The following is a 25,671-nucleotide window of genomic DNA, read 5'->3' on the forward strand; positions in this document are numbered from 1 at the left end:
ACCGGCGCCAGCCCCGGCCAGTGGATCACCACCCAGCGCACCGAGCGCGCCCGTCAGCTGCTGGAACGCACCGATCTGACGATCGACCAGGTCGCCCGGGAGTCCGGTTTCGGCACCGCCGCCTCGTTGCGGCTGCAACTGCGCGGCCGCCTCGACGTGGCGCCCAGCGCCTACCGGCGCACCTTCCGCGCCGTCCCCCGGTAGTCCGCCGGCAGTCCGCAGGCAGGCCCTCCGACAGACCGGTCGGCAGACCCGTCGGTGGATCCGTCGGCGGCGGTCCAGCCGGCAAGGCAGCACGGGCAAGGTCCGGACGTCGGCCCGGTGGTGGCCGGATTCCGCCGCTCGACGGCGACGCAGTGGATGGCGGCAGGCCGCGCGCACCCCGAGCACGGCACGGCACACCGCCATCCAACCGCGACGCGCGGGCCCTGAACCCGCGCCGCGGCCTCCGCACTCGCCGAGGAACGGTCCGCGACCGGCAGTCCGCGGCCCCCCTCGCTGACACGATCCCCCTGGACAGCGGCACCGCGGCGGTGGACGGACGAACCCCTCGGCGTCCCCTCGCAACGGAGAGCCGCACCCAAGCGTGATCAGTCGGATACGTCACGTCAATGGGTAGTCGGAAATTCGGAATGGTTGCGTCACCTTTCGGCCGGTGATCGCCACGGGCCCGCGGCCACCGGGAAAGCCGCTATTGCGCCAAAGCCGCCCAGTCCACGTCAGCCAGCGGATCGGCCGGCCGGGCGTCGGCGCCGATCTCGCACCAGACCCGCTTGCCCGAGCCGTCCGGGTACCAGCCCCAGCGCTCGCAGAGCAGCTCGACCAGCTCCAGGCCGCGCCCGTTGGTCGCGTCCTCGTCGGCCCCGGCGTGCCGCGGGGCGGGGGCGGCCTGGCTCGCGTCGGCGACCTCCACCCGCAGCGGGGCGGCCGACCCACCCGCCACCTGCGGCTCCTCGGTCATCGGCAGGCAGAGCCGCAGCACCGCCGGACAGCCGGTGTGCACCACGGCGTTGGTCACCAGCTCCGAGACCACCAGCACCACCGTCTCGGCCATCGGCGCGTCCGGGTCCACCCCGTGGTTCAACAGCCGCGAGCGCACCCACCGACGGGCTCGGCCGACCTCGGCGGGGTCCGCCTGCACCGCAAGCTGTACCTGAAGAACCTGCACCGCTCCACCACCCGCACTCGCAGTTCGGCCTAAGTCCCGATCGGGCCGGATCGACCGGCCGGCGGGCCCTCGCACTCCGCCCGGCGCCACCCGAGCCGCACCCGGGCGACCGCCCGGTCCGTCCACCCGCGCCCACTCGTCCGCGCCGGCTCGTCGGTCGCGCACCGGCCGCGACACGAATACGCCTCAGGATGAGCGGGCCGACGGACCGCAGCAAGCGCTTCGGGCATATTCCGGCGATCGGGGGACAGGGCAGTGCATACTGTCCCGCTCACTCTCGCGAGCCTCGTACCGGCGCTCGTCCGGCCCGGGCCGAACCACCGGTCCCAGCGGGCGCGTCCGAGCGTTCGCGCTGATCCGACGCCGGTCGTCGGCCACGCCCTGGTCCGGAACCTACCGCCGGACACCCCCGGCGCCCCGGCCGCCACTCGCGAACCACCCGTGCGACATATGTCCAGCGGGTCTCGAACAGCGGCATCGGCGGACGGTCCCACGAGCGGACCGTCGCACCATGTGACCGTCCCGGCCGGACGGACGATCCGCGCCGGGCCGACGATCCACGACCGCCCGGCGGTCCGGCGATCCGGCGACGGCGATCCGGACGTCCGGCGATCCGCGAGGGCGGGTTCCGTTCTTGCCGGATTCCGTCCCACCGCGGACCGGCCGCAAGATACCGTTGGGTAAGCCAGCGACCCCGGGCAGGAGGGTGGTTCCCGATGGCCACCCCGGAGCGGCCCCTGCGCTGGGACGAGCAGTTGCAACGCCGCCTCGCGCGCGGCGAGGAGACCGCGCTCGGCGAACTCTACGACCAGCTCGCGCCGATGGTGCACGGCCTGGCCGGACGGATACTGGCCGACCAGGCCGCCGCCGCCCAGTTGACCCGGGAGATCTTCGCCCACGTCTGGGAGCACCCCGAGGACTTCGACCCCGCCCAGGGCACGTTGCGCTCCTGGATCGGCGCGCTCACCCACCGACGCGCCGTCGAACGGCTGCGGGCGCGCCGGGCCGCCGAACACGTGCCGGGCGGCGACCCCGGGGGCGCCGAGGCGGAGATCCGCGCCGTGGCCACCGCCGCACGCGTCCAGTACGTGGTCGACTCCCTGCCCCAACCCCTGCGTGAGACCATCGCCGTGACGTACTACGACGGCCGCACCTACCGGGAGACGGCCCGGCTGCTCGGCATCGGCGAGCAGGCCGCCAAGCAGCGGATGCGGCTCGGACTGGAGCTGCTGGCCACCGAACTGGCCGAGGAGCGGGCCCGCCAGGACGAAGCCGGGAACGGGGAGACGTGAGCAGCACTGAGGAGCAGCACGACGCCCTGCGCTCGCTGCTCGGCGCCTGGGCCCTCGGTGCCTGCCCGACCCGCGAGGCCGGCGACCTGGAACAGCACCTGCGCGGCTGCCCGGAGTGCGCCGAGGAGGGGGCCCGGCTGCGCGACGCGGCCGGCTGGCTCTCCCTGGACGAGCCGCTGGACCAGCCCGGCTCGCTGCGCCAGCAGGTGCTCGACTGGTGCCTGGCCCGCCGACCGGCCGAACTTCCCGTCCCCGCCTGGGGCATGCCGTACACCGCGGAGACCGCCAAGCTCGACGCGCTGCTGCGCGACCTCGGCCCGGAGGAGTGGCAGGAGGTGGCCGAACTGCCGTGGCACGGCGGCACCGAGCGGCTGCGCCCGGCCGAGGTGCTCTCCCGGCTGACCGCGGTGGACGGCTTCCTGGCGCTCGCCCTCGGCCTGCCCGACCCGGTGCCCGCCGTTCCGGGTGCCGCCGCACCCGGCGCCGCTTCCGTGGCCGCCGGACGACGGGTGCCGCCGCAGGACCCGGCCGGTCCGCCCGCGGTTCCGCGCGTCCCGCCGCAGGGTGGCCGGTACGCCGCGATCACCGCGCGCACCGCCCGGTTGCTCGGCGACCAGGGTGCCCTGGCGCCGCAGTCGGTGCGCTCCCGGTGGCGGCGGCAGACCCACGACCTGGTGCGCAGCGCCGCGCTCGCCCCGCAGGGCAACACCCCGGTCGACTACGGCTGCACGGTGCTGCCGCTGCGCGACGCCTTCGTGGACCGCGCCCTGGAGTGCTACGTGCACGGCGAGGACGTGGCCCGCGCGGTCGCCTACCCGTACGACCCGCCGACGCCGCAGCACCTGCGGCAGATGGTGGAGTTGGTGGTCCGGCTGCTCCCCCGGGCGCTGGCCGGCCTGCGTACCGCCCGTCCCGAGCACGCCGGGGCACCGGCCGCGCCGGACGGCGGGCACCGGGCCGCCCGCCGGCTGCGGCTGGTGGTCGACGGCCCGGCGAGCGGCGAGTGGCTGGTCCCGCTGGACGGCGGCGACGGCTCGGGCGGCCCGGGCAGTACGGGCGGCCCGGACGCGGGGCCGTCCGGCGGGGAGCCGGTGGCGTCGATGGTGCTGGACGGCCTGGAGCTCTGCCTGCTGGCCGCCGCGCACCGCGACCCGGACCGGCTACCGGTCGGCGAGCACGGCGACCGGGCCGCGGTGCGCGAGGTGCTGCACGCGCTCCCGCTGCTGTCCCGCCCCTGAGGCTCAGGCGAAGACGACGGTACGGGTGCCGTCGAGCAGCACCCGGTGCTCGCTGTGCCACTTCACCGCACGGGCCAGCGCCTGGCACTCGACGTCCCGGCCGATCGCGACCAGCTGGTCCGGGCTGACGTCGTGGGTGACCCGGGCCACCTCCTGCTCGATGATCGGGCCCTCGTCCAGGTCGGCCGTGACGTAGTGCGCGGTGGCACCGATCAGCTTCACGCCGCGGGCGTGCGCCTGGTGGTACGGCTTGGCGCCCTTGAAGCTCGGCAGGAAGGAGTGGTGGATGTTGATCACGCGCCCGGACAGCTCGGTGCACAGCTGGTCGGAGAGCACCTGCATGTAGCGGGCCAGCACGACCAGTTCGACCGCCTCCTTGGCGACCAGGTCCAGCAGCTGCTGCTCGGCCTGCGCCTTGGTGTCCTTGGTGACCGGGATGTGGTGGAAGGGGACCCCGTAGCTCTCGGTCAGGTCCTGCAGGTCGGTGTGGTTGGAGACCACCGCGACGATCTCCACCGGCAGGGCGCCGATCCTGGTGCGGTACAGCAGGTCGTTCAGGCAGTGCCCGAACTTGCTGACCATGAGGATGATCCGCATCCGCTCGTCGGTCGGGTGGATCTGCCAGTCCATCCCGAAGGAGGCGCCGATCGCGGCGAAGCTGGCCCGCAGCTTGTCCGCGGTGACCGGCTCCGGGGCGGAGAAGTGCACCCGCATGAAGAAGAGCCCGGTGCCGCCGTCCCCGAACTGCTGGCTGTCGATGATGTTGCAGCCGGTCATGAAGAGGTAGCTGGAGACAGCGTGGACGATGCCCTGCTTGTCGGGGCAGGACAGCGTGAGGACGTACTGGGCGCCGGCCGGCTGCTGTTCCACGTGGGGGTATCCCGTTCTGAGTTCGTGGCGTGCGGTGGACGGTCCAGCGTGTCACATCCTGGACAGCCGCCGCCCCGCTGCCCGTACTGCGGGACGGCTTCGTCCGGCCGGGGCCGGACCCGGGCGCCCCCGGGTCAGACCTGGGTGAGGATGCGCAGCACGTCCAGCGACTTGGGCGGCGCGTCCGGGTCGTCCCCGTCGCCCACGGCCAGCAGCACGTGCGCCTCGCGGGCGGCCCGGACGGTCTCCGGCCAGCCGGGGTGGCCGAGGTAGGCGGAGGCCGGGGCGTCCGCACCGACCTCGTGCAGCATCTGCACCGCGCGCAGCACCGCGACGTCGACCAGCGCGGCCTCGGCGGAGTCCCGGAGGATCGTGCCCACGTACTTCTCGGCGGACCAGCGGTCCAGCCAGGTGTCCTCGACGAGCCGGTAGACGGCGTCGGTCACGTCCCCGTACCCCTCCCGGGCGGTCAGCCAGGCCTCCTGCTGGAAACCGGGGTCGGACAGCATGTGCAGCGCCGAGCGCAGTCGGGCTCGCCAGCGCCACCAGGGCAGGTCGTTGAGCGGCATGCCGCCCATGGTGCTGGAGCGGTACCCCGGACGAGAAGTGTTTCGGGCGGACCGGTGCGAAGAATCTGTGCTGGCGGACATGGTCAACGATCGTACGTTCCCCGTCCGTTCGTACTCCACTCGCGATCTACACGCGTACCCCTCCGGTCTTCAGTCGTCGTTTGCCGATCGTTCACACTTCGGCCCTCTCTGCTTGTGGCGCCGGGGCTTGGCTGGTTCCCGGTGCGCCGGAGTGCGCCCCAGAGAGGGAGATCGATGACCAGCCGAAGGGACTCGTTCCGGGCCCGTCCCCCGATCGGGCGGCGCGGCCGCCGCCGTCCGATCGCCGCCGCCGCGACCGCCGCGGCGCTGCTCCCCACCCTCTTCTCGGCCTCCGCGTGCGGCGGACCGGCCGATGCGTCCGCCAGCGGCAGCGAGCTGACCGTGATGACCTGGGCCCCGGCCGGGACCGGGTCCGCCGACCGGCCGGGCATGACCGCGCTCGCCTCCGCGATCGGCCAGGACGTCAACATCAAGGGCGGGCTGAACGGCCACCGGCTGCGGGTGATCACCTGCAACGAGCACAACTCCGTCGACGGCGCCCGCGCCTGCGCCCAGCAGGCGGTGGACGCCAAGGCCGTCGCCGTGATCGGCTCCTACAGCCAGTGGGGCGAGGCCTTCATGCCGGTGCTGGAGCGCGCCGGCATCCCGCTGATCGGCGGGTACGGGCTCTCCCAGCCGGAGTTCGCCAGCCCGCTGTCCTACCCGGTGGACGGCGGCATGCCGGCCCTGATCGCGGGCAGCGGCCGCCAGCTGGTGGACGCCGGCTGCAAGGCCGTGGCCCTGGTCCGCCCGGACACCCCGGCCGGTGACAACCTGATCGGCTACCTCGGCACCGCGCTGCGGCCGGCCGGGCTCAAGCTGCTGGACGTCAAGGCGCCCGAGCAGTCCTCCGACTACACCCAGGTGGCCCGCAAGGCGATCGGCAAGGACGAGCCGGGCAACTGCATCACCAGCGCGCTGACCGCCGAGCCGACCGGCAACCTGCTGGACTCCTACCGTCGGCTGAACCCGAAGAACACCCGGATCGCCTCGGTGATCGGCAGTGTGCAGCAGTCGGTGGTCGACTCCACCGGCGGCGACTCCGGACCGCTCAACGGCGCCTACGTCACCAGCTGGTACCCGCCGGAGTCGGCGAAGATCTGGGACGGCCTGCGCTCGGTGGTGCGCGCCGACACCACCGGCGGCAGCACCATCGACGTCGCCGACCCCGGGGTACAGACCACCTGGGTCGCGTACGAGGTGTTCCGGACGGTGGCGCAGAAGCTGTCGGAGGCCGGCAAGCCGGTCACCCCGAAGTCGATCACCGGGCTGCTGGACGCCGGCGAGGGCATCGACACCGGGATCACTCCGCCGCTGAACTGGGGCACCACCAGCATGCTGCCCAGCACGGCGTCGCCCCGGCTGGTGAACACCTGGGTCACCTACCAGGTGGTCAGGAACGGGCGGATGACCCTGCAGCAGCCGGGCTTCGTGGACGTCCGCTGGGTGCTCGCCGGGGGCCGTCCGCCGGCGTGACGCGCGACGGGGGCGGGCCGTCCTCGGCCCGCCCCGTCCGTCGCCCCGGCTACAGGTCGCCGTCGCCGCGGGCGGGCAGACCGGTCTGGCCGGCGATCGTGTTCCAGAGCGGGGAGGCCTGCTTCTTCGCGTTGGTCGCGCTGCCGCTGGCCTGCACGGCATTCTTGTAGTGCTGGTTGTCCTGCTTCTTCGCGTCGCAGGAGGCCTGGGCGTCCTGCGCCCACGCCGCGTACTCGTCGTCGGCCTGGGCCGAGGCGGCCCAGGCCGCGTTCAGCTGCTCGACCAGCTGCTGGCCGCCGGGCAGCTTGTCCGTCTTCAGCTGGCCCAGCTTGGTCTGCAGCTCGCGCCGCTTGCCGGCCGCGGCGGTGAGCACCTGCTGGGACTCCGGCAGCTTGTCGCACTTCTGCACCGAGGCGACCGCGGAGACCACCGAGCTGCGGCTGTCGCTCGCAGTGCCCAACAGGTCCGACAGCGGCTGTGCCTGCGCCTTGACGTCCGGGTCGACGGCGGCGCCGGAGCCGCTCGCGCTCGCCGTGCCGGGGGCGGTGCCGGCGGTGGTGGCGGCCACCGGAGTGGTCTTCCCGCCGCCCTTGGTGTCGTCGCCGCCGCTCATCAGGACGGCGACCAGGATGCCGGCCGCCGCACAGCCCGCCACCACCCCGCCGATGATCAACTTGTTGGACGGGCGGCTGCCGCGACCGGATCCGCCGCCCTGGGTCGCGTCGAAGCCCTGCCCGCGGTCCGGGGCGTAGCCCTGGTTGTGGTCCTGCGCCGGGTGGGCCGGCTGGGGCTGCGCGACCGGCGGGTACCCGTAGCCGGGCGCGGACTGCTGCTGCGGGAAGCCGGGCTGGGCCTGCGGCGCGGGGTAGCCGCCACCCTGCGGATCGCCGACCGGGTACGGCGGCAGGTACTGGGTCTCCGGGGCCGGGTCGCCCTGCGGGACGCCGTACCCGGGCTGCGGCGCACCCCACGGCGCACCCGGCGCGGGCATCGCCTGGCCTGGCATCGGCTGGCCGGCCAGCGACTGGCCACCCATCGGCTGGCCACCCATCGACTGGCCCGGCATCGGCTGGGCGGGCATGGCCTGGGTCGGCAGCGCGTGCGCGCCCTCGCCGAGGTACTCGGGCTGCCCGGACGGCTGCCCCACCGGCGGCACCGCCGAGTGCCCCTGCGGCTGACCCGGCTGGCCCTGGAACTGCGGCTGCCCCTGGAACTGCGGCTGACCCGGCTGGCCCTGCGGCTGGCCGGGCTCGGGGCGGAACAGGTCGTCCAGGTTGAAGTCACCCGAGTTGGGGTACGAGCGGCGCTGACTCAACGCGATTCCTCACCTGTGCAGGACCGCGCGCTGACGGCGGACCACATCTCGTCGGTTCTTGGGAGCATCACAGTTCCTTGGACGTCGCGCCCACGCTACCGGTTCGCCTCACCGGGTGACCACGTGGGCGGGACATCCGTCACGCTCCCTGCACAGACGGTACGGGTCCGCCGCTGGTCAGGCCGCCTCCGCGTCCGCCCTGGCGTGGAACTCGCGGACCACCCGCTGCTCCCGGTAGGGCTCCAGCCGGCGCCGGAACTCGTCCAGGTACTCCACGCCCCGGTTGGAGCGCAGCCCGCTCAGCAGCCGGACCGCCTGGGTGCCCGTCTCGCAGGCGCGTTCCAGGTCCCGCTGCTGCAGCTGGGCGGTGGCCAGCAGCACCAGGTCCACCGCGCGGCGCCGGACCCGGGTCGGCGGGTGCAGGTCGAGCGCCCGGCGGGCGTAGTGCTCGGCCTGGCCGGCCTGCTCCAGGTCCCGGTGGCAGTGGGCCAGCTCGTCCGCGAGGTAGGCGTCGTCGAAGTGGACGATCCAGTCCGGGTCGTCCTCGGGGCGGCGCTTCTCCATCATCTCCAGCGCCCTGGCCGACACCGCCTCGCAGGAGCGGGCGTCGCCGAGCAGGGCGTGGCCGCGGGCCTCGGCGGCGTAGAACATCGCCATCGCCGTCGGGGTGGCCACCGACCTGGCCCCCTCCTGGGCGGCCCGGGCGAGCTGGGCGATCTCCCGCGGGTTGCCGAGGGTGGCCGCCAGGTGGCTCATCGAGGCGGCCAGCACGTAGCCGCCGTAGCCGCGGTCGTCGGCCGCCTGGGCGAGCCGGAGCGCCTGGATGTAGTAGCGCTGGGCCAGCCCCGGCTGCCCGGTGTCCACCGCCATGTAGCCGGCCAGCTCGGTCAACCGGGCCACCGCGGCGAAGAGTTGGCGACCGGTCTCCTCCCGGTAGGCGCCGCCGAGCAGGCCGGAGACCACCGAGTTGAGGTAGTGCACCACCACCGGGCGCACGTGCCCGCTGCCGAAGCGGTGGTCCAGGTCGACCAGCATCGCGGTGGTCGCCCTGATCGCGGACACGTCGGTCGGGCCGACCCGGGGGCCGCCGGTGCGCGCCACCACCGGGTCCGGCGGGGTGATCAGCCAGTCCCGGCTGGGCTCCACCAGCGCGGAGGCGGCGACCGTCGCCCCGGTGAGGAAGTCCCGCCGGCCGACGTCGCTGCGCCAGAGCTCGCAGACCTGCTCCAGGGCGGCGCCCAGCGTCGGGGCGAACTGCAACCCGATGCCCGAGCTGAGGTTCTTGCCGTCCGCCATGCCGATCTCCTCGACCGACACGCTGCGGCCGAGCTTGCGGCCCAGGGCCTCGGCGATCACCGCCGGGGCCTGCCCGCGCGGCTGCTGACCGCGCAGCCAGCGGGCGACGGAGGTCTTGTCGTACCGCAGGTCCAGTCCGTGCTCGGCGCCGCAGAGGTTGACCCTCCGGGCCAGGCCGGCGTTGGAGCAGCTGGCCTCCTGGATCAGTTGCTGCAGACGCTCGTTGGGCTGTCGTGCGACGAGTGGTCTCGCGGCCATTGGGCTTCGCCTCCCCACACCCTCCGGTCCCGGCCGGCGGGCGACGATTCTGCTGATCTGTTGCCGACTGTCCGACCGTCCAAGGAATCTGACACCAGGTTAGCGATCAGCAACGCCAGCGGGATACCCACGGTGACGATCCGCACCCCCCTTGCGCCCTGGGAAATGCTCCCGTGCGCCCCCGCTGCGCCCGGCCTCGGCCGCCCCAACTCGGTCGAGTAACCGGAACGGGTGACATTGCCGGGATGCGCCCAACCGGGCACCTCCGGGCCGTAACCAGGCTCACACACGGTAGTTGAGCAGCGCGTGGAAGACATCCCCGACGCCTCCGGCCAGGACAAGAACGCCGGCCTGCCCCCGCTGCTCATCGAAGCCGTCGGCTACGCCGAGAACCGCCACTGGGAGGTCGCTCCGGGCGCCTGGCTGATCGACGGCGACGGGACCGCCCGCTGCTCTTGCGGCGACCTGCGCTGCACGCTGCCGGGCGCCCACCCGCTGGACGCGGACTGGGCCCGCAGGGCGAGCGCGGGGCCGGGCGCGGTGCGGCGCTGGTGGACCGAGCGGCCCCAGGCCTCGATCCTGCTGCCCACCGGGCGCTCCTTCGACGTCCTGGACGTGCCGGAGACGGCCGGCTGCCTGGCGCTGGCCCGGATGGAGCGGATGGACCTCCAGCTCGGCCCGGTGGCGGTGCTGCCCGCCGCGCCCGGGCGGATCGGCCGCCGGCTGCACTTCCTGGTGCTGCCCGGGGTCGCGGCCAAGCTCCCGGAGATGCTCCGCAAGCTCGGCTGGCCTCCCGGCCGGCTGGACCTGGTCGCCCGCGGCGAGGGGGACTGGACGGTCGCCCCGCCGTCCCGGATCGGCTCCACCGGGTACGCCCAGTGGGCCCGCTCCCCCTCCGCGCTCAACCGCTGGCTGCCCGACGCCGCCGAGCTGATCAGCCCGCTCGCGTACGCCTGCGGCCGCGAGGCGCCGGCCCACCGCGCCGCCCGGGCCGCCCAGCCGGCGGCGGTGGGCTGAGCGGGGCCTCCCCCGCCGGTTCACCCTCCCCTGCACGGCCGCCCTACGCCGATCGGGCGAGGGCGTGCACCGCGCGACACCACGCGCGCGAGTGACGGGCCTTGCCCCCCACCGGGGGTAGGGCCCGTCATACGCATGTCCGGATAAGGCTTCCGTCTACCCGCTGGTCAACCGGAGAAGCCCCTCGTACGAGTGACAGCGCTCAAGGATTGCCATGATCGGCCGAGGGGAGGAATTGCGGTGTGGGAGCGCCGGAGGGTCGCTCGGACGGGGAAGCCGGGCGAGGCGCCGGAGGGGAGCCGGAGGGGACGGGAGGGAGCAGGGAGGGAGCAGGGAGGGAGTGGAGGGGACGGGAGGGAACAGGGAGGGACGGGGAGGACGAGCGGGGCCCGCTGCACGGAACGCAGCGGGCCCCGGTCGTCGTACCGAACGGTGGAGCCTCGGCCCGGGCGGTGGAGCCCCGGGCCGAGTGGTGCAGCCTAGGCCTGGGCGACGAAGACGTGCTGGGCGATGTCCTTGCCCAGCTCCGCCGCGTTCTCCCCGCTGCCGACCAGCACGCCGCCGACGACGCCCGCGTTCACCTTGACCGTGGAGCCCGGCCGGACGCCGGCCCGGCGCAGCGTGCTCATCAGCGCGCTGTCGGTCTGGATCGGCTCGCCGATCCGGCGCACCACGACGTCGGCCCCGGTGTCGCCCGGCTTGACGCTGTCCAGCGGGACGAGCCCGGCGTCGAAGCCCTCGCCCTCGGCCTTGGCGTCGCCCAGCTCGTCCAGGCCCGGGATGGGGTTGCCGTACGGGGACTGGGTGGGGTGACCGAGCATGGCGAGCACCTTGCGCTCGACCGTCTCGCTCATCACGTGCTCCCAGCGGCAGGCCTCCTCGTGCACCTGCTCCCACTCCAGCCCGATCACGTCGACGAGCAGGCACTCGGCGATGCGGTGCTTGCGCATGACGCGCACCGCGAGCCGCCGCCCCTCCTCGGTGAGTTCGAGGTGACGGTCCCCGGCGACCTGGAGCAGACCGTCGCGCTCCATCCGGCCGACCGTCTGGCTGACCGTGGGCCCGCTCTGTTCCAGGCGCTCCGCGATCCGGGCGCGCATCGGGACGATGCCTTCCTCCTCCAGCTCCAGGATGGTGCGAAGGTACATCTCAGTGGTGTCGATCAGCCCAGACATCGCCGCTGGCTCCGTTCTTCGGTGTCCTCATCGCCAATTCTGACGTACCGGGGCGACAACCGGGGCCGCTCGAGGGCTTCCGGTACGGCATTTCGTTCCTGTTGACAGCGGGACCGCCGGGAAGCGACCGTGCTCGCCGTAGCTTTCTCCACCGGCGGTCTGGACCACCCGGACCGCCCCACCCGGCCGGCTCCCTCACCGGCAGAGAGCGGAGGCACCCGATGAACGACCTGGTCGGCAGGTACTTCGACGCCGCGATCGCCCACCTCCAGCGGGTCCGCGAGGAGGAGGCCGACACCATCGAGGCCGCCGCCGCGCTGCTGGCGGAGGCGATGACCGAGGGCCGCCGGGTCTTCACCTTCGGCGCCGGACATTCCTCGCTGCCGGCCCAGGACGTGGTCTACCGGGCGGGCGGCCTGGTCCCGGTGAACCTGCTGAACGTGCCCGGGACGACCGGGGTGACGGTGATGCCCGCTCCGCTGTCGAGCGCCCTGGAGAGGGTCTCCGGGCTGGCCACCGCGACCCTCGACCTGACCCCGGCGACCACCGGCGACCTGCTGTTCGTGATCTCGCTGTCCGGCCGCCAGGTCATGCCGGTCGAGCTGGCCCGCTACGCCCGGGACCGCGGCCTGAAGGTGGTCGGGGTGACCTCGCTGGCCTATCCGGAGGAGGTGCCCTCGGCGCACCCCTCCGGCACCTACCTGAAGGACCACTGCGACGTGGTGCTGGACAGCAAGATCGCGGTCGGCGACGGCGAGCTGACCCACCCGGGCGCCGAGACCACCTTCGGCCCGGTCTCCACCATCGTGACCAGCGCGCTGATGCAGGCCGTGGTCGCCTCGGCGGTCGGCCGGCTGGCCGACCGGGCCGCCGCCGGGGACGCCCCCGCCCCGCCGCTGTTCCGCTCCGGCAACGTCCCGGGCGGCACCGAGTGGAACGCCCAGCAGATGGCCGAGAACGCCGAGCGGGTCCTCTACACCTACTGAACCGCCCACACCCGCCGAACCGCCGCGCCCCGCACGCTGGGTGGCGGCATGAACACGCGGAGTACCGGACAAACCACCGGGCCTTCCCGGCCATTGCGGGCCGCCCGGGGCCGCGCCAGGCGTACCGGGAAGCCCCCCGGGGCAGGAGAGCGGTGCGACCGGAGCGACGGGTGGGGGCCGAAGATGGCGTCTGGGGCGGGGCGGACCGGGTGGGTGCGCGAGCGGGACCTGCTGCCCGGGTTCTTCTGGGCCGCCGACGCGGCCTCGCTGCACGGGCAGCGCCGCTCGGTGCTGCTCTCCGCCTGGGAGCTGGTCCTGCTGGTGGTCGCCGCCGCGACCGGCTCGGCCGACGGCGAGCCCTGGGCCTGGCCGGCCGCCGCCGCCTACCTCGGCGCGGTCGCGCTGGCGGTGGTGATGAGCCGGCAGAACCCGCAGGGCCTCTGGTACGAGGGCCGGGCGGCCGCCGAGTCGGTGAAGACCCTGGTCTGGAAGTACGCCGTCCGGGCCGACGCCTACCAGCCGCCGCCGCGCACCCTGCCGGACGCCGAGGGGCTGTACCGCTTCCAGCTCGGCCGGGTGCTCGGCGCGTTCCGGGACAGCCCGGTGGCCGTGCCGGGGAGCGGGGCGGAGATCACCCCGGCGATGCTCGACCTGCGCGAGCAGCCGCTCGCGGTGCGCCGCGAGGTGTACCTGGGCGAGCGGATCCAGCCGCAGCACGACTGGTACCGCGCCAAGGCCCGCTACTGCGCCCGGGCCGGCCACTGGGCCGGGGTGCTGGGCGTGCTGCTGCCCGCGCTCGGGCTGGTGCTCGCACTGCTGCGGGCGCTCGGCGCGTTCACCTACGACGCGCTGGGCACCGTCTCGGCGGTGGCCGCCTCGGTCACCGCCTGGGCGCAGCTGCGCCAGTACCGGCCGCTGGCCGCCGCGTACGGGCTGGCCGCCGAGGAGCTGGCACAGATCCAGCGCCAACTCGCCGAGCTGGACCTGGATTCGCCGGAGGCCGAGGAGATCTGGGCCCGTCTGGCCCGGGACGCCGAGGACGCGATCTCCCGCGAGCACACCACCTGGCAGGCCCGCCGGGAGGTGCGCACCACCACCGAACGGGAGCAGGAGCAGGAGCAGGAGCACGACCGGGAGCAGGACCGGGACGGCGCCCGGGAGCCGGAGACCGAACGGGAAAACGGAACCGCCCCGGAGCACCGAACCGACCGGGACTGAGGAGGCCGCAGGTGTCGTTACGGATGGTCAAGACCGCGGACGACCGCGCCCTCGCGGTCGAGTCCCTCGGCGACCCGCGCGGCCGGCCGGTGTTCCTGCTGCACGGCATGCCCGGCAGCCGGGTCGGCCCGCACCCGCGCTCCACCGTGCTGTACCGGCTGGGCGTGCGACTGATCTCGTACGACCGGCCCGGCTACGGCGATTCCACCCGGCTGTTCGGCCGCCGGGTGAGCGCGGCGGCGGCCGACGTGCGGGCCATCGCGGACGAGTTCGGGCTGGACAGCTTCGCGGTGCTCGGCCGCTCCGGCGGCGGCCCGCACGCACTGGCCTGCGCGGCGCTGCTGCCGGAGCGGGTCAGCCGGGCCGCGGTGCTGGTGGGCCTCGCGCCGCGCAACGCGACCGGCCTGGACTGGTACGCCGGGATGACGCCCTCCAACGTCCGCGCCTACCGGGAGGCCGAGCGCGGGCACGGCCGGATCGCCGACGCGATGGAGTTCCGCTCCCGGCAGATCAAGGACGACCCGGTCCGGCTGCTGAACGGGCTGCGCACCGAACTCTCCCCCGCGGACCGGGAGGTGGTGGCCGACAGCGGGCTGCGGCGGATGCTGCAGAGCAACTACGTGGAGGCGTTCCGGCACGGCGCGGACGGCTGGATCGACGACGTGCTGGCCTTCACCGCCGACTGGGGCTTCGAGGTCGGGTCCATCCGGGTGCCGACCTGGCTCTGGCACGGCGCGGACGACCAGTTCTCGCCGGTCGACCACTCCCGCTGGCTGGCCGACCACATCCCGTCCGCCGAGCTGTTCCTGGAGCCCGGCGCCGCGCACTTCGGGGCGTTCCGGGTGATGACCACCGCCCTGGCCTGGGCGGCGGGTTAGCCCGGCCGGTCGGCCCGGGCGGGTCGGACCGCACCGGCTCGGCGCCGTAGCAGCTCGGGGCCGAACCGGGTCAAGACCGCACCGGGTCGAGACCGCACCGGCTCAGGGCCGCATCGCTCGGGCCCGCACGGCTCAGGGCCGCACCGGGGTGAGCGGCTCCGCGCCGCCGAGCACCGCGAGGACGTTGTCCACGGCCAGGCCGCCCATCGCCTGCCGGGTGGCGACGGTGGCACTGCCGAGGTGCGGGGCCAGCACCGCGCGCTCCTGGGCGAGCAGCGCGGCCGGGACGGCGGGCTCGTGCTCGAAGTTGTCCACGGCGGCGGCGAACAGCGCCCCGGACTCCAGCGCGGCGGCCAGCGCCTCCTCGTCCACCACTCCGGCGGTCATGCTGACCACCACCGCGCCGCGCGGCAGCAGCGCCAGCCGGCGGGCGTCCAGCAGGTGCCGGGTGGCGTCGCCGAGCGGGCAGGTGACGACCAGCACGGTGGAGGTCGCGAGCAGCTCCTCCAGCGGCTTCCAGTCGGCGCCCGCGGCCTGCTCCGACGGCAGTTCGCGGCGGTTGTGGTAGCTGACCGGCATGTCGAAGGCGCGGGCCCGACGGGCCACCGCCTGCCCGATCCGGCCCATGCCGAGCACGCCCAGCGGGGTGCCGGCCAGCTCCAGGCCGAGCAGGAAGTTCGGCGCCCAGGTCCAGGGCGCGCCGGAGCGCAGCAGCCGCTCGCCCTCGCCGAGCCGGCGGGTGGCGGCCAGCAGCAGCGCCCAGGCCATGTCGGCGGTGGCGTTGGTGAGCACGCCGGGGGTGTGCGAGACCGGCACGCCGCGCTCGGCGCAGGCGGCCAGGTCGATGTTGTGGTAGCCGACCGCGTGGTTGGCGACGATCCGCAGCCCGGGGCCGGCCGCGTCGAGGAACTCGCCGTCCACCCGGTCGTCCAGGGTGGTGAGCACGGCCCGCCGGCCGCGGACGGCGGCGAGCAGCTCGGCCCGGTCCATCGCCTGGTCGGAGTCGTGGTGGGTGACGGCGTGGTGGGCGGTCAGCCGTTCGATGACGCCGGGTGCGAGGCGCCGGGTGACCAGGACCGGGGGCGGGGTGTCGACCATGGTTCGGCAGCGTACCCCGCCCCCTTCCCCGGCTGGACCGGCTGGACCGGCTGGACCGGCTAGACCGGCTGCGGCTCCAGGTCGCGGTTGATCCGCTTCCAACCGCGTGCCGACACCGTGTTGGGGTGCTCCTCGCCGAACTGCCGGATCAGCTCGGCGATCGACCGCGAGCGCAGCTCGGCGGCCTGGGTGTGCCGGCCGGCCGTCCGCAGGGTGACCGCCAGGTTGGCCTCGCAGGCCACCGCGTCCGGGTGCTGCGGCGAGTAGCGCTCGCACAGGCCCTGGTACGCGGCCCGGCCGAGCTGTTCGGCGAGCGCCAGCTGCCCGTCGTCACCGTAGGCGTTGGCCAGGTTGATCATCGCGTTGAGGGTGTACGGGTGTTCCGGCCCGACCGAGCCGGTCAGCCCCTCGACGGTGAGCCGGCCGCGCTCGATGGCGCCCTGGACGTCGCCGCTGCCGCGCAGGTAGATGCCGAGGTTGTTGGCGCAGGCCAGGGTGAACGGGTGTTCGTCGCCGAACAGCCGCCGGTGGCCTTCGAAGACGGTGGCGCAGAGGTCGCGGGCGGCCTCCTTGTCGCCGGAGGCGCTGTGGTCGGCGGCCAGGTTGAGCGCGCAGGCGAGCGCGTCGGGGGCGTCGGCGCCGTAGCGCTCCAGGTAGCGCTCGTAGGTCTCCTTGGTGATCCGGCGGGCTTCGGCGAGCTGGCCGATCCGGCGCAGTGAGACGGCCAGCGACTTGGCGTTGCGCAGGTTCTCCGGCAGGTCCGGGTCGAGCACGTCGCCGAGGTCGGAGGTGACCTCCTGCAGCAGGTCCACCGAGCCCCGGTAGTCGCCGAGTTCCCGCAGGTCACGGGCCAGGTTGGACTTGGTGGACAGGGTGTAGGGGTGCCTGGGGCCGAGGACGGCGGTGCGCCGGTCCAGGGTCTCCTGGTCGAGTTCGCGGGCGGCTTCGCTGTCGCCGACCAGCCGGTAGTCGATCGCCAGGTTGTTCGCCATGGAGAGCGTGCGCGGGTTGTCGTCGCCGAACAACTCGCGGAACTGGTCGAGGATCTCGCGATCGAGGTCGAGCGCGGCCTGGAACCGGCCGAGCGCCCGGCGGTCGGCGCCGAGCGAGCCGGCCGTCATCAGGGTGTACGGGTGGTGCTCGCCGAGCAGCGCCCGCTGGCGCTCCAGGGTGGACTCGTCCAGGGCCAGCGCCTCGGCGTAGTTGCCCTGGGAGCGCAGCACGTTGGCGAGTTGGAAGCGCAGCAGGAGGGTCTGCCGGTCGTCCTCGCCGAGCTTGCTGGTCCACTCCGCGTCGAGGGCGTGGCCGAGGTCGCGGGCGCGGTCGAGTTCGCCGCGCTTCCACAGGTAGCGGACCCGGTCGATGAGCAGCTGGCGGGTGTCCGCCTCGTCGCAGTTGTGCGCCTTGGACGGCGACAGGTGCGGCCAGATCTCGTCGAAGGCGGGCCAGTTGGCCGGGTCGTCGGTGTCGCCGAGGACGGGCCGGGCGCCGGTGAGGATGCGGTGCACCTCGTGGACGGCGATCTCCTGCTCGTCGGCGGTCATCCCGGCCCGGATCACCGCCTGGACCAGTCGGTGCACCTGGAAGCTGTTGCTGCCGGCGTCGACCTTGGCCAGCGCGTACCGGCCGATCGCCTGGATCACCTTGCCCAGCATGAACTTGTCGCTGAGGTCGGCGTCGTACTTCACCAGCGCCCTGATCATCTGGTCGCTGTAGAACAGGTTCATCGAGATCGGCTCGGGTGCGAAGAAGGCGCACAGCTGCAGCAGCCGCACCGCCGCCGGGGACTGCTGGCGCAGCCGTCCGATCGAGACGTTCCAGGTGGCCGCGACGGGGGTCGGGTAGTCGGCGGGGCGGCCGACGGCGAGGGCGCGGGCCGCCTCGGCGTGCAGCTGGGCGACGTAGGTCTCCACCGGGGTGCCGGTGGTGTCCAGCCAGGCGGCGGCCACCTCGACGGCCAGCGGCAGGTCGCCGACCGCCTCGGCGACCCGGTCGGCGTCCGGGCGGGAGAGGCTGCGGGCGCGCCGGCACAGGTGCTCGACGCTCTCGCCGCGGGTGAAGACGTCGACCTCCAGCGCCTCGGCGTGCCCGGTCCAGGCCTGGTTGCGGGAGGTGACCAGGATGTGGCCGGAGCCGCCGGGGAAGAAGCGGCGGATCTCGGCGGGTTCGTCGGCGTTGTCGAAGATCAGCAGCCAGCGCGAGGTGGGCACGCCGCGGCGCAGTGCCTCCCGGGCGGCCTCGGCGGCCTCGGTCACCGAGTCGCCGACGCGCAGGCCCAGTCGGCGGGCGAGTTCGGCGAGCGCCGGGGCGACCAGCTCGGTCTGCTCGGCGTCGATCCACCACACCAGGTCGTAGTCGGACATGAAGCGGTGGGCGTACTCCAGCGCCACCTGGGTCTTGCCGACGCCGCCGAGCCCGTACAGGGTCTGCGGGGTCGGCAGGACGGCCGCCATGCCGCCGCGCAGCTGGTTGCGCAGCTGTTCCAGGACGGCGGAGCGGCCGGTGAAGGAGGGGTTGCGCGGCGGGACGTCCCACACGGACGGCTTGCTGCCGGGGAAGCGCGGCCCGCCGTTGGGGGCGTCGTCGAGCGCCACGTCGCCGCGGCCGAGCGCGCGCAGCAGGCTCTGGATCGACTGGGTCTCGTCGCGGCCGACCAGGTCGACGGGGTTGCGGTTGCTGAACGGCGCGGTGAGCCGGACGTCGCCGACCCGGACGGGCAGCAGCTGGCGCCGGGTGCCGGACGGGTCGGAGCTGACCACCGATTCCCACAGCGCCCGTGCCTGCGGGGAGCGCTGGTAGGCGGGCGAGAGCACGGCGACCGTGCGGAAGGCGGAGTCGATGCCGCGTTCGGTCTCCTCGCGCGGGTCGGTGCCGGCGCTGAGGTCGCGCGGCAGGACCCGGAAGCCCGCCCGGGTGAGGACGGACTCGATCCAGTCCGCCCACATCCGGTCCTCGGGGACGTAGGAGAGGTAGAGGTCGGCGGGGACGGACGGGCGGCGGCGGGTGAACGCGTCCACGTAGCGCAGCCGGACCGTCTCGTCCACCGCCGGCAGGCCGGAGACCCGGCCCTCGGTGATCATGGAGGTCAGCCGCTCGCAGGCGGCCAGCATGGAGGTGGGCGTGCCGGTCTGGTCGCCGAAGGTGGCGAGGATCTCCTCGTAGGCGTAGAACGGCCGGTACGGGATCTCCACCGAGCCCCAGTACTGGGCGAGTTCCTCCCCGCCCAGGCCGGACGGCAGGCCGTCGAAGCGGACCCGGGCGAGCGCGCGGCCGGCGTCCGCCTTCTCCTTCTCGCCCTCGTCGATGCGCATCGGGACGGGCAGGATGCGGATGCCGCGCTCGCGGTAGCGGTCGTGGATGTGCTGGGCGATCCGGGAGGCGCCGTCGATGGACTGGTCGCTCAGGGTGAAGCAGACCACCAGGTCGTCGGGCATCTGGACGGTGCAGATCTCGGCGATGTCGGACAGGCCGGTGCGGGAGTCGATCAGCACGTAGTCGTAGCGCTTGGCCATGTCGGCCTTGAGGGCGTCGAAGAACTGCCCGCCGTCGAAGCGGTCGTAGAAGATGTCCCAGTCGAGGTGGGTGACGGCCTCGGAGTAGTCCCGGTTGAACTGGCCGGCGGAGAGGAAGTCCAGGCTGCCGCCGGCCGGGAAGTACGGCCAGGTGAGCGACAGCGCGTGCGGGTGCACCCGGGCGAAGTCCAGGTGCCAGCCCTCGGCGTGCTCGACCGGACGCAGCGCCTCCTCGCGGTACTCGGCGATCAGGTCCATCATCCCGGTGGTCCCGGCGAGGGATGCCGGGTCGAGGAAGGGGTGGAAGAACTTGGCCAGGCCGGGCGCCTCCAGGTCCCAGTCCACGGTGAGCACGCGGAAGCCGTTGGCGGCCAGGATCCAGGCCGTGTTGGCGAGGGCCATGGTGCGGCCGGTGCCGCCCTTGTAGGAGTAGAAGGTGATGATCCGGCCGTTGCGGTCCTGCTCCGCGGCCTGCCGCTCGGCCTCCCGCTGGGCGGCCAGGTCGGCGGCGGTGAGGCCCCCGAGGCGGAGGTTCCTGGTGCGGTTCTCGGTCATCGGTTTCCTCGTCCTCCCAGGGGCGCCATCCCGTCATCGGGGTCATCGCCGTCGTCGCGGTACGGGTCGTGCTCGCGGTACGGGTCGTTGCGGTGGCCGGGGCGGTTGCCCGGTCGGTCGCCGGGGCGGTCGCGGTGGCCGTCGTCCGGGGCGCCCCGACCGTCGCCCAGGGCGCCCCGGCCGTTGTCCTGGACGCCCCGGCCGTTGTCCTGGCGCCGGTCCTCGTCGAAGGGGTCCGGCCCGGATCCGTCCGGTCCGTAGCCGCCTCCCCCGCGCCGGAACGCGTCCCGCAGGCTCGGCCGGGGCGGCGGCGGTTCCTCCGGCTCGGCCCTGGTCCGCCCCTCGAAGGCGTACTTGGCCTTCATCGCGGCCCGGGGCAGTGCGTCGTCGAAGTCCTCCAGCGAGTGCAGGCCGGTCGGGCCGGTCACGCCGAGGAAGCTGGGGCGGCTCGCGCGCCGGGTGATGCGCAGCGCGTCGTCGCTCAAGTCGCCCAGTTCGCCGGATTGTTCCTCGCACTCCGGGTCGTCGGCGTTCCACGGCTCCAGGACGCTCACCCAGGTGGCGTCCGAGCGGTCGAAGCGCCGCACCAGCTCGCGCCGGCGCGGGTCGCGCAGCGCCCACCGGTCGAGCAGCAGCAGGCCGGGGGCCTCGGCGTTGCCCCCGATGATCGACTCGACCTCGTCGTCGAACTCGTGCACGGTCGGCTGGAAGCCCAACTGCCGCGCCAGGCGGACCGCGTGCTGGGCGATGGGCGAGCCGACCGGCCGGTACGGGTGCCAGTCGGTGCGCCGCTCGCCGTAGTAGTCGGGGTTGCGGTCGGCCGGCAACTCGCCCTGGTGGTAGGCGAGGACGGAGATCCGCAACTGCTTGGTGGGTGCGGTGACGTTGAACGCGCTGGGCTGGGCGTTGAATTCGAGCCGTCGCCCGATCGGGATCACGGTCTCCTCCGCCACCTGCACGATCCGGGCCGCCAGGCGGTGCACGGCCAGCTCGTACGCGGAGCGGAAGTAGCTGAGCTTCATCAGCGCGTACAGGCCCTCGGTGGCGTAGTCGGGGCCGAAACTCGCGTGGTTGAACTGGAGTTCACTGGCCACCCTGGGCAGCCGGTAGCGGCTCATCGGCGCCCACAGCACCGGGACGATGCCGCTGGTGCGCTCGGAGTCGAGGTTCGCCGGGTAGACCGGGCGGCGGGTGAAGGCGTGCCACTCCTGCCCGCACGGCACGCTGTTGAAGTACCGGGGGGAGTAGAGCGGCACGAACACCCGGCAGCTCGCCAGCTCGTCGGACAGCCGATCGGCCCACAACTCGCCCTGGTGCATGGACTCGTCCATGAAGCCCACCGGCACCCCGTCGGGCACGGTGGTCAGTTGGAGCACCGCTTCGCAGAGGTCCCGGTACAGCTGCCGGACCCAGTGGTTCGGGTCGCCGGCGCCACGCGCACCGGCTTTCGGGGTGTGCGCGTAGGAGAGGAAGAAGTACGGCCGGGTGTCGTCCTCGTCCCAGCCCCGGTCAGTCACACGCGCCTCCCCCGGGCCCGTCGGCAACCTGCCTCCCGCAGCCCCCGTGCGGCGGGGCTTCAGTGTAGGAACGACTGACACCCCAATGGAATAGCACAACGACTCGCACGAATTGACATGACCGAAACGATGCCGCTGCCTTCGTCGCAGGAGCAGTACCCTCGTTCCGGCCGTCGCGAACGATCAGGAGGGGTGTCCGTGGAACACCTGGAGTGGCACAGGTCCAGCGTCAGTGGGGATGCGACCGACTGGCTGGAGATCGCCGCCGAGGGCGACCTCGTGCACATCCGCGGGTCCGACGACCCCGCCCACGTCGTCACCACCACCCGAACCAAGTTCCTCGCCTGGGTCCGCGGCGCCAAGGCCGGCGAGTTCGACCACTTCGTCGCCTGACCGGCCCCTGCCCGTCCCCTTCAGGCGGTGTAGCGGGCGGCCAGGGCCCGCACCGTCGCGGCGATGCGGTCGCGAAGTTCGGCCGGTTCCAGTACCTCGACGTCGGTGCCGAGCCGCAGGAACTCGCCGTGCGCGTGGTCGATCGACTCGATGGGCACCCGGGCCTCCGTCCGCCCTCCCCCGCCCGCGGGTGCCACGCCGAGGCGGCGGGCGCCCTCCGGGGTGAGCCGGACCAGGGCCTCCCCGGTGTGCAGTCGCGCCCGGAAGGCGTCCAGGTAGCCCGCCCAGTACGCGCCCAGGTCGAACCCGTCCGGTACGACGAACTCCTCGTCCTGCTCCCGGAGTCCGATGATCTGATCGACCCGGTAGGTCCGCAGCCCGGACGGCCCCGCCGCGACCAGGTACCAGCGCCCGGCCTTGAGCACCAGCCCGTACGGCTCCACCCGCCGCTCGATCTCCTCCGGCGCCCGCCAGCGCCGGTACCGCAGGACCACCGCCCGCCGCGCCCACACCGCGGCGGCGACGCCGGCCAGGTGCGGGGTGGCGTCCGCGCCGCCGTACCAGCCCGGGGCGTCGAGCAGGAAGCGCTCCTGGATCCGCCCGGCGTGCTCGCGCAGTCCGGCCGGAAGGGCGGCCCGCAGCTTGAGCTGGGCGGCGGCGAGCGCCTCGCCGAGGCCGAGCTCGGCGGCGGCGCCCGGGAGCGCGGCGAGGAAGGCGGCCTGCGCCTCGTCCGCGGTCAGCCCGGTCAGGCGCGTCCGGTAGCCGTCCACCAGCCGGTAACCGCCGGCGTGCCCGGCGTCGCCGTAGAGCGGGATGCCGGCCGCGGCGAGCGCCTGGACGTCCCGGTAGACCGTGCGGACGGAGACCTCCAGCTCCCCCGCCAGCTGCTCGGCCGTCATCCGCCCGCGGTTCTGCAGCAGCAGGAGCAGGGTGACCAGCCGACTCGCGCGCACGGCGCCAGTATCCACTGACGGGGGATGTCAGGGGACCGCCCCTAGCCTGCGGCGCATGACCATCGTCGAGCTCCGCCAGTACACCCTGCACCCCGGCGCGCGGGAGGCCCTGATCGAGCTGTTCGAGCGCGAGTTCGTGACCGGACAGCAGGCGGTCGGCATCACCGTCGGCGGCCGCTTCCGCGACCTGGACGACCCGGACCGCTTCGTCTGGCTGCGCGCCTTCCCCTCCATGCCCGAGCGCCGCCGAGCGCTGGAGGCCTTCTACGGCGGCCCGGTCTGGCGGGCACACCGCGACGCGGCCAACGCCACCATGGTCGACAGCGACGACGTCCTGTTGCTGCGCGGCCCCGGCTTCACCCCGGCTCCGGGCACCCGCGAGGTGCTCGCCACCGTCTGCCGCCCCGCCGACGCGGACGCCTTCGACACCTACGCCGCAGGGAATCTGAGCCCGGCTCATGCGCTGCACCGCACCGAGCACGCCGAGAACGACTTCCCCCGACTGCCCGTCCGCACCGGCGAGGACGTCCGGATCTGGTTCGGCCCCGCCGAACCGGCACCCTGGCCCTTCCGGCGGCTGCGACTGGGGCCCGTGACGCCGTAACAGCGACCCGCAGAGCGTTCACCCTCATCCCATTGCAATGCAAAGGGGTGAGGGTTGTTGCATTAAGTCTGCGCCCAGCGCAACGATTTCTCCGCCTTAACCTGCAGTGATGGAATTTTGAGGCAACGATGCTGTTGCCGGACTTCTGAACGCAACGTAGCTTTTCCGTTGTCAGAAACACCGGCCGGACGCCCCGGCCGGGTCCCGCAACCGAACACCGGAGAGCATGATGCAGAAGTTCGACACCCCCGCCGCGATCACCGCCGTGCTGGACATCCCGGCCGGCCGCGTCCAGCTGATCGCCGCCGACCGCGCGGACACCACCGTCGAGATCCGCCCCGCCGACGCCGGCAAGAACCGCGACGTCCGGACCGCCGAACAGACCACCGTCAGCTACACCGACGGCGTCCTGAGCGTCCGGGTCCCGGAGGCCGAGAACCTGCTCTTCGGCCCCGGTTCGGTGGAGGTCACCGTCCAGCTGCCGGCCGGCTCCGCCGTCGAGGCCAAGGCCGCCTCCTCCGAGCTGCGCGTCGTCGGCCGCCTCGGCGACCTCGCCTTCGACGGCGCCTACCGCCGGATCAAGATCGACGAGGCCGCGAGCGTGCGCCTCACCGCCGTCGACGGCGACGTCGAGATCGGCCGCCTCACCGGCCCCGCCGAGATCAGCACCAACCGCGGCGACATCCGCATCACCGAGGCCCACCGCGGCACCGTCGTCCTCGGCACCCAGCTCGGCAGCATCACCGTCGGCGCCGCCCCCGGCATCTCGGCCGCCCTGGACGCCGCCACCGGCCACGGCCGCATCGCCAACGCCCTGCGCAACGACGGCACCGCCGAGCTCGACATCCGCGCCACCACCCCGCAGGGCGACATCACCGCCCGCAGCCTCTGACCCCTCGTTCCCGGCCCCGGTGGCGCGTCAGCCCGACGACCCCACCACCATCGTCACCACCACCCGCGCCAAGCTCGACGCCTGGATCCGCGGCGCCGGGGCCGGCGAGTTCGACCGCTTCGTCGCCGGCTGAGCTCCTATCCCCGCACCCCGGGCGTTCCGGGGCTCGGGGAGGCGAGCTGCTGCCGGGGCTCGGGGGGCAGCTGCGTCAGGGGGACGCTCCCTTCCGGCAGCGGCGAATCCGAGAAGTAGCCGATCCGCATGGGTGCACCGCCCGGGCTCGCCGCAGGTGCCAGCGCCAGTGCCGCGCCGATGGTTGCGATCGCCACGATCGCCTTCAGATCCCGCGCCACTGTTCCTCGACCTCCAGAGACACACCGAGCACGCAGAGCGATGCCAGTTATACCCTGCGCGCTCGCTCGCGCCGCCCGGTACCGGCGCGTGAGAAGTCGACCCGGCCGACTTCTCACGCGCCGACGGCCCTCGGCGGTGCGGGCTCAGGTGCGGGCGCGGGCTCAGGTGCGGGCGCGGGCCCAGGTGCGAATGCGGGCTCAGGTGCGGGTCCGGGCTCAGGTGCGGGTGCGGCGCAGGATCTGCTCGGCGAGGTCGACGGCCTCCCGGACCGGGATCAGGCGGCAGTCCGCGCCGCCGATGCGAGCGGTGGTGACGCCGCGGCCGGTGCGCAGGACCTCCTCGCCGAGGCGGCCGAAGTGGAGGTCGTCCAGGTCGGGCGCCTCGAAGGTGGTCCAACCGCGCTCCCCCACGCAGCGGTACTCGCGGACGGCGACGTCGGGCATGCGGAGGTCGGCCAGGTGGAAGGCGGTGAAACGGTCCATCGGTACGCCGATCATCAGTACCCGGGCGTCCAGGTCGTAGAGCCGGCCCAGCGGCGAATCGACGCCCAGGTGACACTCGTCCGGGTGGCGGCCGGTGATCTCCTGCGCGCGACGGCCCACCGCCGCCCAGGAGGTCTGCGGGTGGCGGCTGCGGAACGCGCCGCGGTGCGTACGGATCGCCTCCGACAGCGTCCCCATGGTGGGTGACGCGGGGGTGGCGGCCGGGTCGAACCTCGGCATCCCGGCCAGGTAGTCGTCCACTTCCGCCGGGGAGAGACCGACGGTGGCGGACTGGTGGATGCGCGAGGTCGCGGAGTTCTCGGGGGTGGCCGTGTAGGCGACCAGGGTGCCCTCGGGGCCCAGGACGTCCAGCAGGGCGTCGATCACGCCGGCGGCCCCGCCCGGCACCGGGCCGAGCGCACGCAGGGACGCCTGGACGTGCAGCACCGTGCCCGCACGGACCCCGAGGTCGGC

23 protein-coding genes are annotated in these 25,671 nt (G+C 73.8%); 11 read left to right on the forward strand and 12 right to left on the reverse strand.

Annotation, left to right across the window (positions count from 1 at the left end):
• Positions 1-204: helix-turn-helix domain-containing protein (locus ABTY56_RS18210; protein ID WP_350629831.1), on the forward strand; the 204-nt coding region annotated here is incomplete at its 5' end.
• 487 nt (positions 205-691) lie between these two features.
• Here the strand turns inward: ABTY56_RS18210 and ABTY56_RS18215 are convergent.
• Positions 692-1,168 (reverse strand): ATP-binding protein, encoded by a 477-nt coding sequence (locus tag ABTY56_RS18215; RefSeq protein ID WP_350629833.1) that lies wholly within the window; start codon positions 1,166-1,168, stop codon positions 692-694.
• A gap of 716 nt (positions 1,169-1,884) precedes the next feature.
• Between ABTY56_RS18215 and ABTY56_RS18220 the strand changes: the two genes are divergently transcribed.
• Together ABTY56_RS18220 and ABTY56_RS18225 are read left to right on the forward strand one after the other, a co-directional pair.
• Positions 1,885-2,460 (forward strand): sigma-70 family RNA polymerase sigma factor, encoded by a 576-nt coding sequence (locus ABTY56_RS18220; RefSeq protein WP_350629834.1) that lies wholly within the window; start codon positions 1,885-1,887, stop codon positions 2,458-2,460.
• Positions 2,457-3,698: a zf-HC2 domain-containing protein gene (locus tag ABTY56_RS18225; RefSeq protein ID WP_350629835.1), complete on the forward strand. Its 1,242-nt coding sequence runs from the start codon at positions 2,457-2,459 to the stop codon at positions 3,696-3,698. Before ABTY56_RS18220 ends, ABTY56_RS18225 begins: the two co-directional genes overlap by 4 nt.
• A gap of 3 nt (positions 3,699-3,701) precedes the next feature.
• Here the strand turns inward: ABTY56_RS18225 and purU are convergent, their stop codons facing one another.
• Positions 3,702-4,568, reverse strand: coding sequence for a formyltetrahydrofolate deformylase (purU, locus tag ABTY56_RS18230; RefSeq protein WP_350629836.1), 867 nt, complete (start codon positions 4,566-4,568; stop codon positions 3,702-3,704).
• A gap of 134 nt (positions 4,569-4,702) precedes the next feature.
• Positions 4,703-5,137 carry an SCO4402 family protein gene (locus ABTY56_RS18235; protein WP_350629837.1) on the reverse strand — a complete coding sequence of 145 codons (435 nt, stop codon included), beginning with the start codon at positions 5,135-5,137 and terminating at the stop codon, positions 4,703-4,705.
• Between the two features lie 255 nt (positions 5,138-5,392).
• On the opposite strand from ABTY56_RS18235, the gene ABTY56_RS18240 reads away from it, so the two are divergent.
• Positions 5,393-6,694, forward strand: a complete 1,302-nt coding sequence (locus tag ABTY56_RS18240) for an ABC transporter substrate-binding protein (RefSeq protein ID WP_350629838.1) — start codon at positions 5,393-5,395, stop codon at positions 6,692-6,694.
• A gap of 49 nt (positions 6,695-6,743) precedes the next feature.
• Here ABTY56_RS18240 and ABTY56_RS18245 read toward each other — a convergent pair whose 3' ends face one another.
• Entirely contained in the window at positions 6,744-8,009 is a 1,266-nt protein-coding gene (locus tag ABTY56_RS18245) for a hypothetical protein (protein WP_350629839.1), read from the reverse strand.
• 177 nt (positions 8,010-8,186) lie between these two features.
• Complete coding sequence (locus ABTY56_RS18250; RefSeq protein WP_350629840.1) at positions 8,187-9,563, reverse strand: NsdA family TPR-like regulatory protein; 1,377 nt, start codon at positions 9,561-9,563, stop codon at positions 8,187-8,189.
• A gap of 315 nt (positions 9,564-9,878) precedes the next feature.
• Between ABTY56_RS18250 and ABTY56_RS18255 the strand changes: the two genes are divergently transcribed.
• Positions 9,879-10,580, forward strand: coding sequence for a bifunctional DNA primase/polymerase (locus ABTY56_RS18255; protein WP_350630013.1), 702 nt, complete (start codon positions 9,879-9,881; stop codon positions 10,578-10,580).
• A gap of 479 nt (positions 10,581-11,059) precedes the next feature.
• Here the strand turns inward: ABTY56_RS18255 and ABTY56_RS18260 are convergent, their stop codons facing one another.
• On the reverse strand, positions 11,060-11,755 hold the full coding sequence (locus ABTY56_RS18260; protein ID WP_350524908.1) for an iron-dependent transcriptional repressor DtxR: 696 nt from the start codon (positions 11,753-11,755) through the stop codon (positions 11,060-11,062).
• Positions 11,756-11,976: 221 nt separating this feature from the next.
• Between ABTY56_RS18260 and ABTY56_RS18265 the strand changes: the two genes are divergently transcribed.
• The 3 genes from ABTY56_RS18265 to ABTY56_RS18275 all read left to right on the forward strand — a co-directional run bounded on the left by ABTY56_RS18265 (position 11,977) and on the right by ABTY56_RS18275 (position 14,837).
• Positions 11,977-12,741 (forward strand): sugar isomerase domain-containing protein, encoded by a 765-nt coding sequence (locus ABTY56_RS18265; RefSeq protein WP_350629841.1) that lies wholly within the window; start codon positions 11,977-11,979, stop codon positions 12,739-12,741.
• A 213-nt stretch (positions 12,742-12,954) separates the two neighbouring features.
• Positions 12,955-13,959, forward strand: coding sequence for a DUF4231 domain-containing protein (locus ABTY56_RS18270; RefSeq protein ID WP_350629842.1), 1,005 nt, complete (start codon positions 12,955-12,957; stop codon positions 13,957-13,959).
• A gap of 23 nt (positions 13,960-13,982) precedes the next feature.
• A complete protein-coding gene (locus ABTY56_RS18275; protein ID WP_350630015.1) occupies positions 13,983-14,837 on the forward strand; it encodes an alpha/beta fold hydrolase in 855 nt (284 codons plus the stop codon).
• A gap of 132 nt (positions 14,838-14,969) precedes the next feature.
• Here the strand turns inward: ABTY56_RS18275 and ABTY56_RS18280 are convergent, their stop codons facing one another.
• From ABTY56_RS18280 to ABTY56_RS18290, 3 genes are read right to left on the reverse strand one after another with little or no spacing between them, the layout of a single operon-like run.
• Entirely contained in the window at positions 14,970-15,935 is a 966-nt protein-coding gene (locus ABTY56_RS18280; RefSeq protein WP_350629844.1) for a 2-hydroxyacid dehydrogenase, read from the reverse strand.
• Positions 15,936-15,994: 59 nt separating this feature from the next.
• Positions 15,995-20,002, reverse strand: coding sequence for an FxSxx-COOH system tetratricopeptide repeat protein (fxsT, locus tag ABTY56_RS18285; RefSeq protein ID WP_502893149.1), 4,008 nt, complete (start codon positions 20,000-20,002; stop codon positions 15,995-15,997).
• Entirely contained in the window at positions 19,999-21,519 is a 1,521-nt protein-coding gene (locus tag ABTY56_RS18290; RefSeq protein WP_350629846.1) for a TIR-like protein FxsC, read from the reverse strand. The genes fxsT and ABTY56_RS18290 overlap by 4 nt, the downstream gene beginning before the upstream one ends.
• 198 nt (positions 21,520-21,717) lie before the next feature.
• Between ABTY56_RS18290 and ABTY56_RS18295 the strand changes: the two genes are divergently transcribed.
• Entirely contained in the window at positions 21,718-21,912 is a 195-nt protein-coding gene (locus tag ABTY56_RS18295) for a DUF397 domain-containing protein (protein ID WP_350629848.1), read from the forward strand.
• Between the two features lie 20 nt (positions 21,913-21,932).
• Here the strand turns inward: ABTY56_RS18295 and ABTY56_RS18300 are convergent, their stop codons facing one another.
• Positions 21,933-22,865: a helix-turn-helix transcriptional regulator gene (locus ABTY56_RS18300; RefSeq protein WP_350629850.1), complete on the reverse strand. Its 933-nt coding sequence runs from the start codon at positions 22,863-22,865 to the stop codon at positions 21,933-21,935.
• A gap of 55 nt (positions 22,866-22,920) precedes the next feature.
• Here ABTY56_RS18300 and ABTY56_RS18305 point away from each other — a divergent pair, with 55 nt between their 5' ends.
• A complete protein-coding gene (locus tag ABTY56_RS18305) occupies positions 22,921-23,469 on the forward strand; it encodes an NIPSNAP family protein (RefSeq protein WP_350629852.1) in 549 nt (182 codons plus the stop codon).
• A 229-nt stretch (positions 23,470-23,698) separates the two neighbouring features.
• Positions 23,699-24,361 carry a DUF4097 family beta strand repeat-containing protein gene (locus tag ABTY56_RS18310; RefSeq protein WP_350630019.1) on the forward strand — a complete coding sequence of 221 codons (663 nt, stop codon included), beginning with the start codon at positions 23,699-23,701 and terminating at the stop codon, positions 24,359-24,361.
• 137 nt (positions 24,362-24,498) lie between these two features.
• On the opposite strand, the gene ABTY56_RS18315 is transcribed toward ABTY56_RS18310, so the two are convergent.
• Both ABTY56_RS18315 and ABTY56_RS18320 read right to left on the reverse strand, forming a co-directional pair.
• Positions 24,499-24,690, reverse strand: coding sequence for a hypothetical protein (locus ABTY56_RS18315; RefSeq protein ID WP_350629854.1), 192 nt, complete (start codon positions 24,688-24,690; stop codon positions 24,499-24,501).
• Between the two features lie 240 nt (positions 24,691-24,930).
• The gene (locus tag ABTY56_RS18320) at positions 24,931-25,644 is read right to left on the reverse strand and encodes an AAC(3) family N-acetyltransferase (protein WP_350629856.1); all 714 of its coding nucleotides are present in this window, start codon (positions 25,642-25,644) and stop codon (positions 24,931-24,933) included.
• Positions 25,645-25,671: the final 27 nt, after the last annotated feature.

This window comes from Kitasatospora sp. NPDC097691, assembly GCF_040302665.1.
GTDB lineage: Bacteria > Actinomycetota > Actinomycetes > Streptomycetales > Streptomycetaceae > Kitasatospora.

Bases quoted from the DNA above. Each gene is read 5' to 3' on its own strand.
- ABTY56_RS18250 (WP_350629840.1), bottom strand. From the start codon at position 9,563: ATGGCCGCGAGACCACTCGTCGCACGACAGCCCAACGAGCGTCTGCAG.
- ABTY56_RS18235 (WP_350629837.1), bottom strand. From the start codon at position 5,137: ATGCCGCTCAACGACCTGCCCTGGTGGCGCTGGCGAGCCCGACTGCGC.
- ABTY56_RS18265 (WP_350629841.1), top strand. From the start codon at position 11,977: ATGAACGACCTGGTCGGCAGGTACTTCGACGCCGCGATCGCCCACCTC.
- ABTY56_RS18260 (WP_350524908.1), bottom strand. From the start codon at position 11,755: ATGTCTGGGCTGATCGACACCACTGAGATGTACCTTCGCACCATCCTG.
- ABTY56_RS18275 (WP_350630015.1), top strand. From the start codon at position 13,983: ATGGTCAAGACCGCGGACGACCGCGCCCTCGCGGTCGAGTCCCTCGGC.
- ABTY56_RS18280 (WP_350629844.1), bottom strand. From the start codon at position 15,935: ATGGTCGACACCCCGCCCCCGGTCCTGGTCACCCGGCGCCTCGCACCC.
- ABTY56_RS18305 (WP_350629852.1), top strand. From the start codon at position 22,921: ATGACCATCGTCGAGCTCCGCCAGTACACCCTGCACCCCGGCGCGCGG.
- ABTY56_RS18220 (WP_350629834.1), top strand. From the start codon at position 1,885: ATGGCCACCCCGGAGCGGCCCCTGCGCTGGGACGAGCAGTTGCAACGC.
- ABTY56_RS18240 (WP_350629838.1), top strand. From the start codon at position 5,393: ATGACCAGCCGAAGGGACTCGTTCCGGGCCCGTCCCCCGATCGGGCGG.
- fxsT (WP_502893149.1), bottom strand. From the start codon at position 20,002: ATGACCGAGAACCGCACCAGGAACCTCCGCCTCGGGGGCCTCACCGCC.
- ABTY56_RS18310 (WP_350630019.1), top strand. From the start codon at position 23,699: ATGCAGAAGTTCGACACCCCCGCCGCGATCACCGCCGTGCTGGACATC.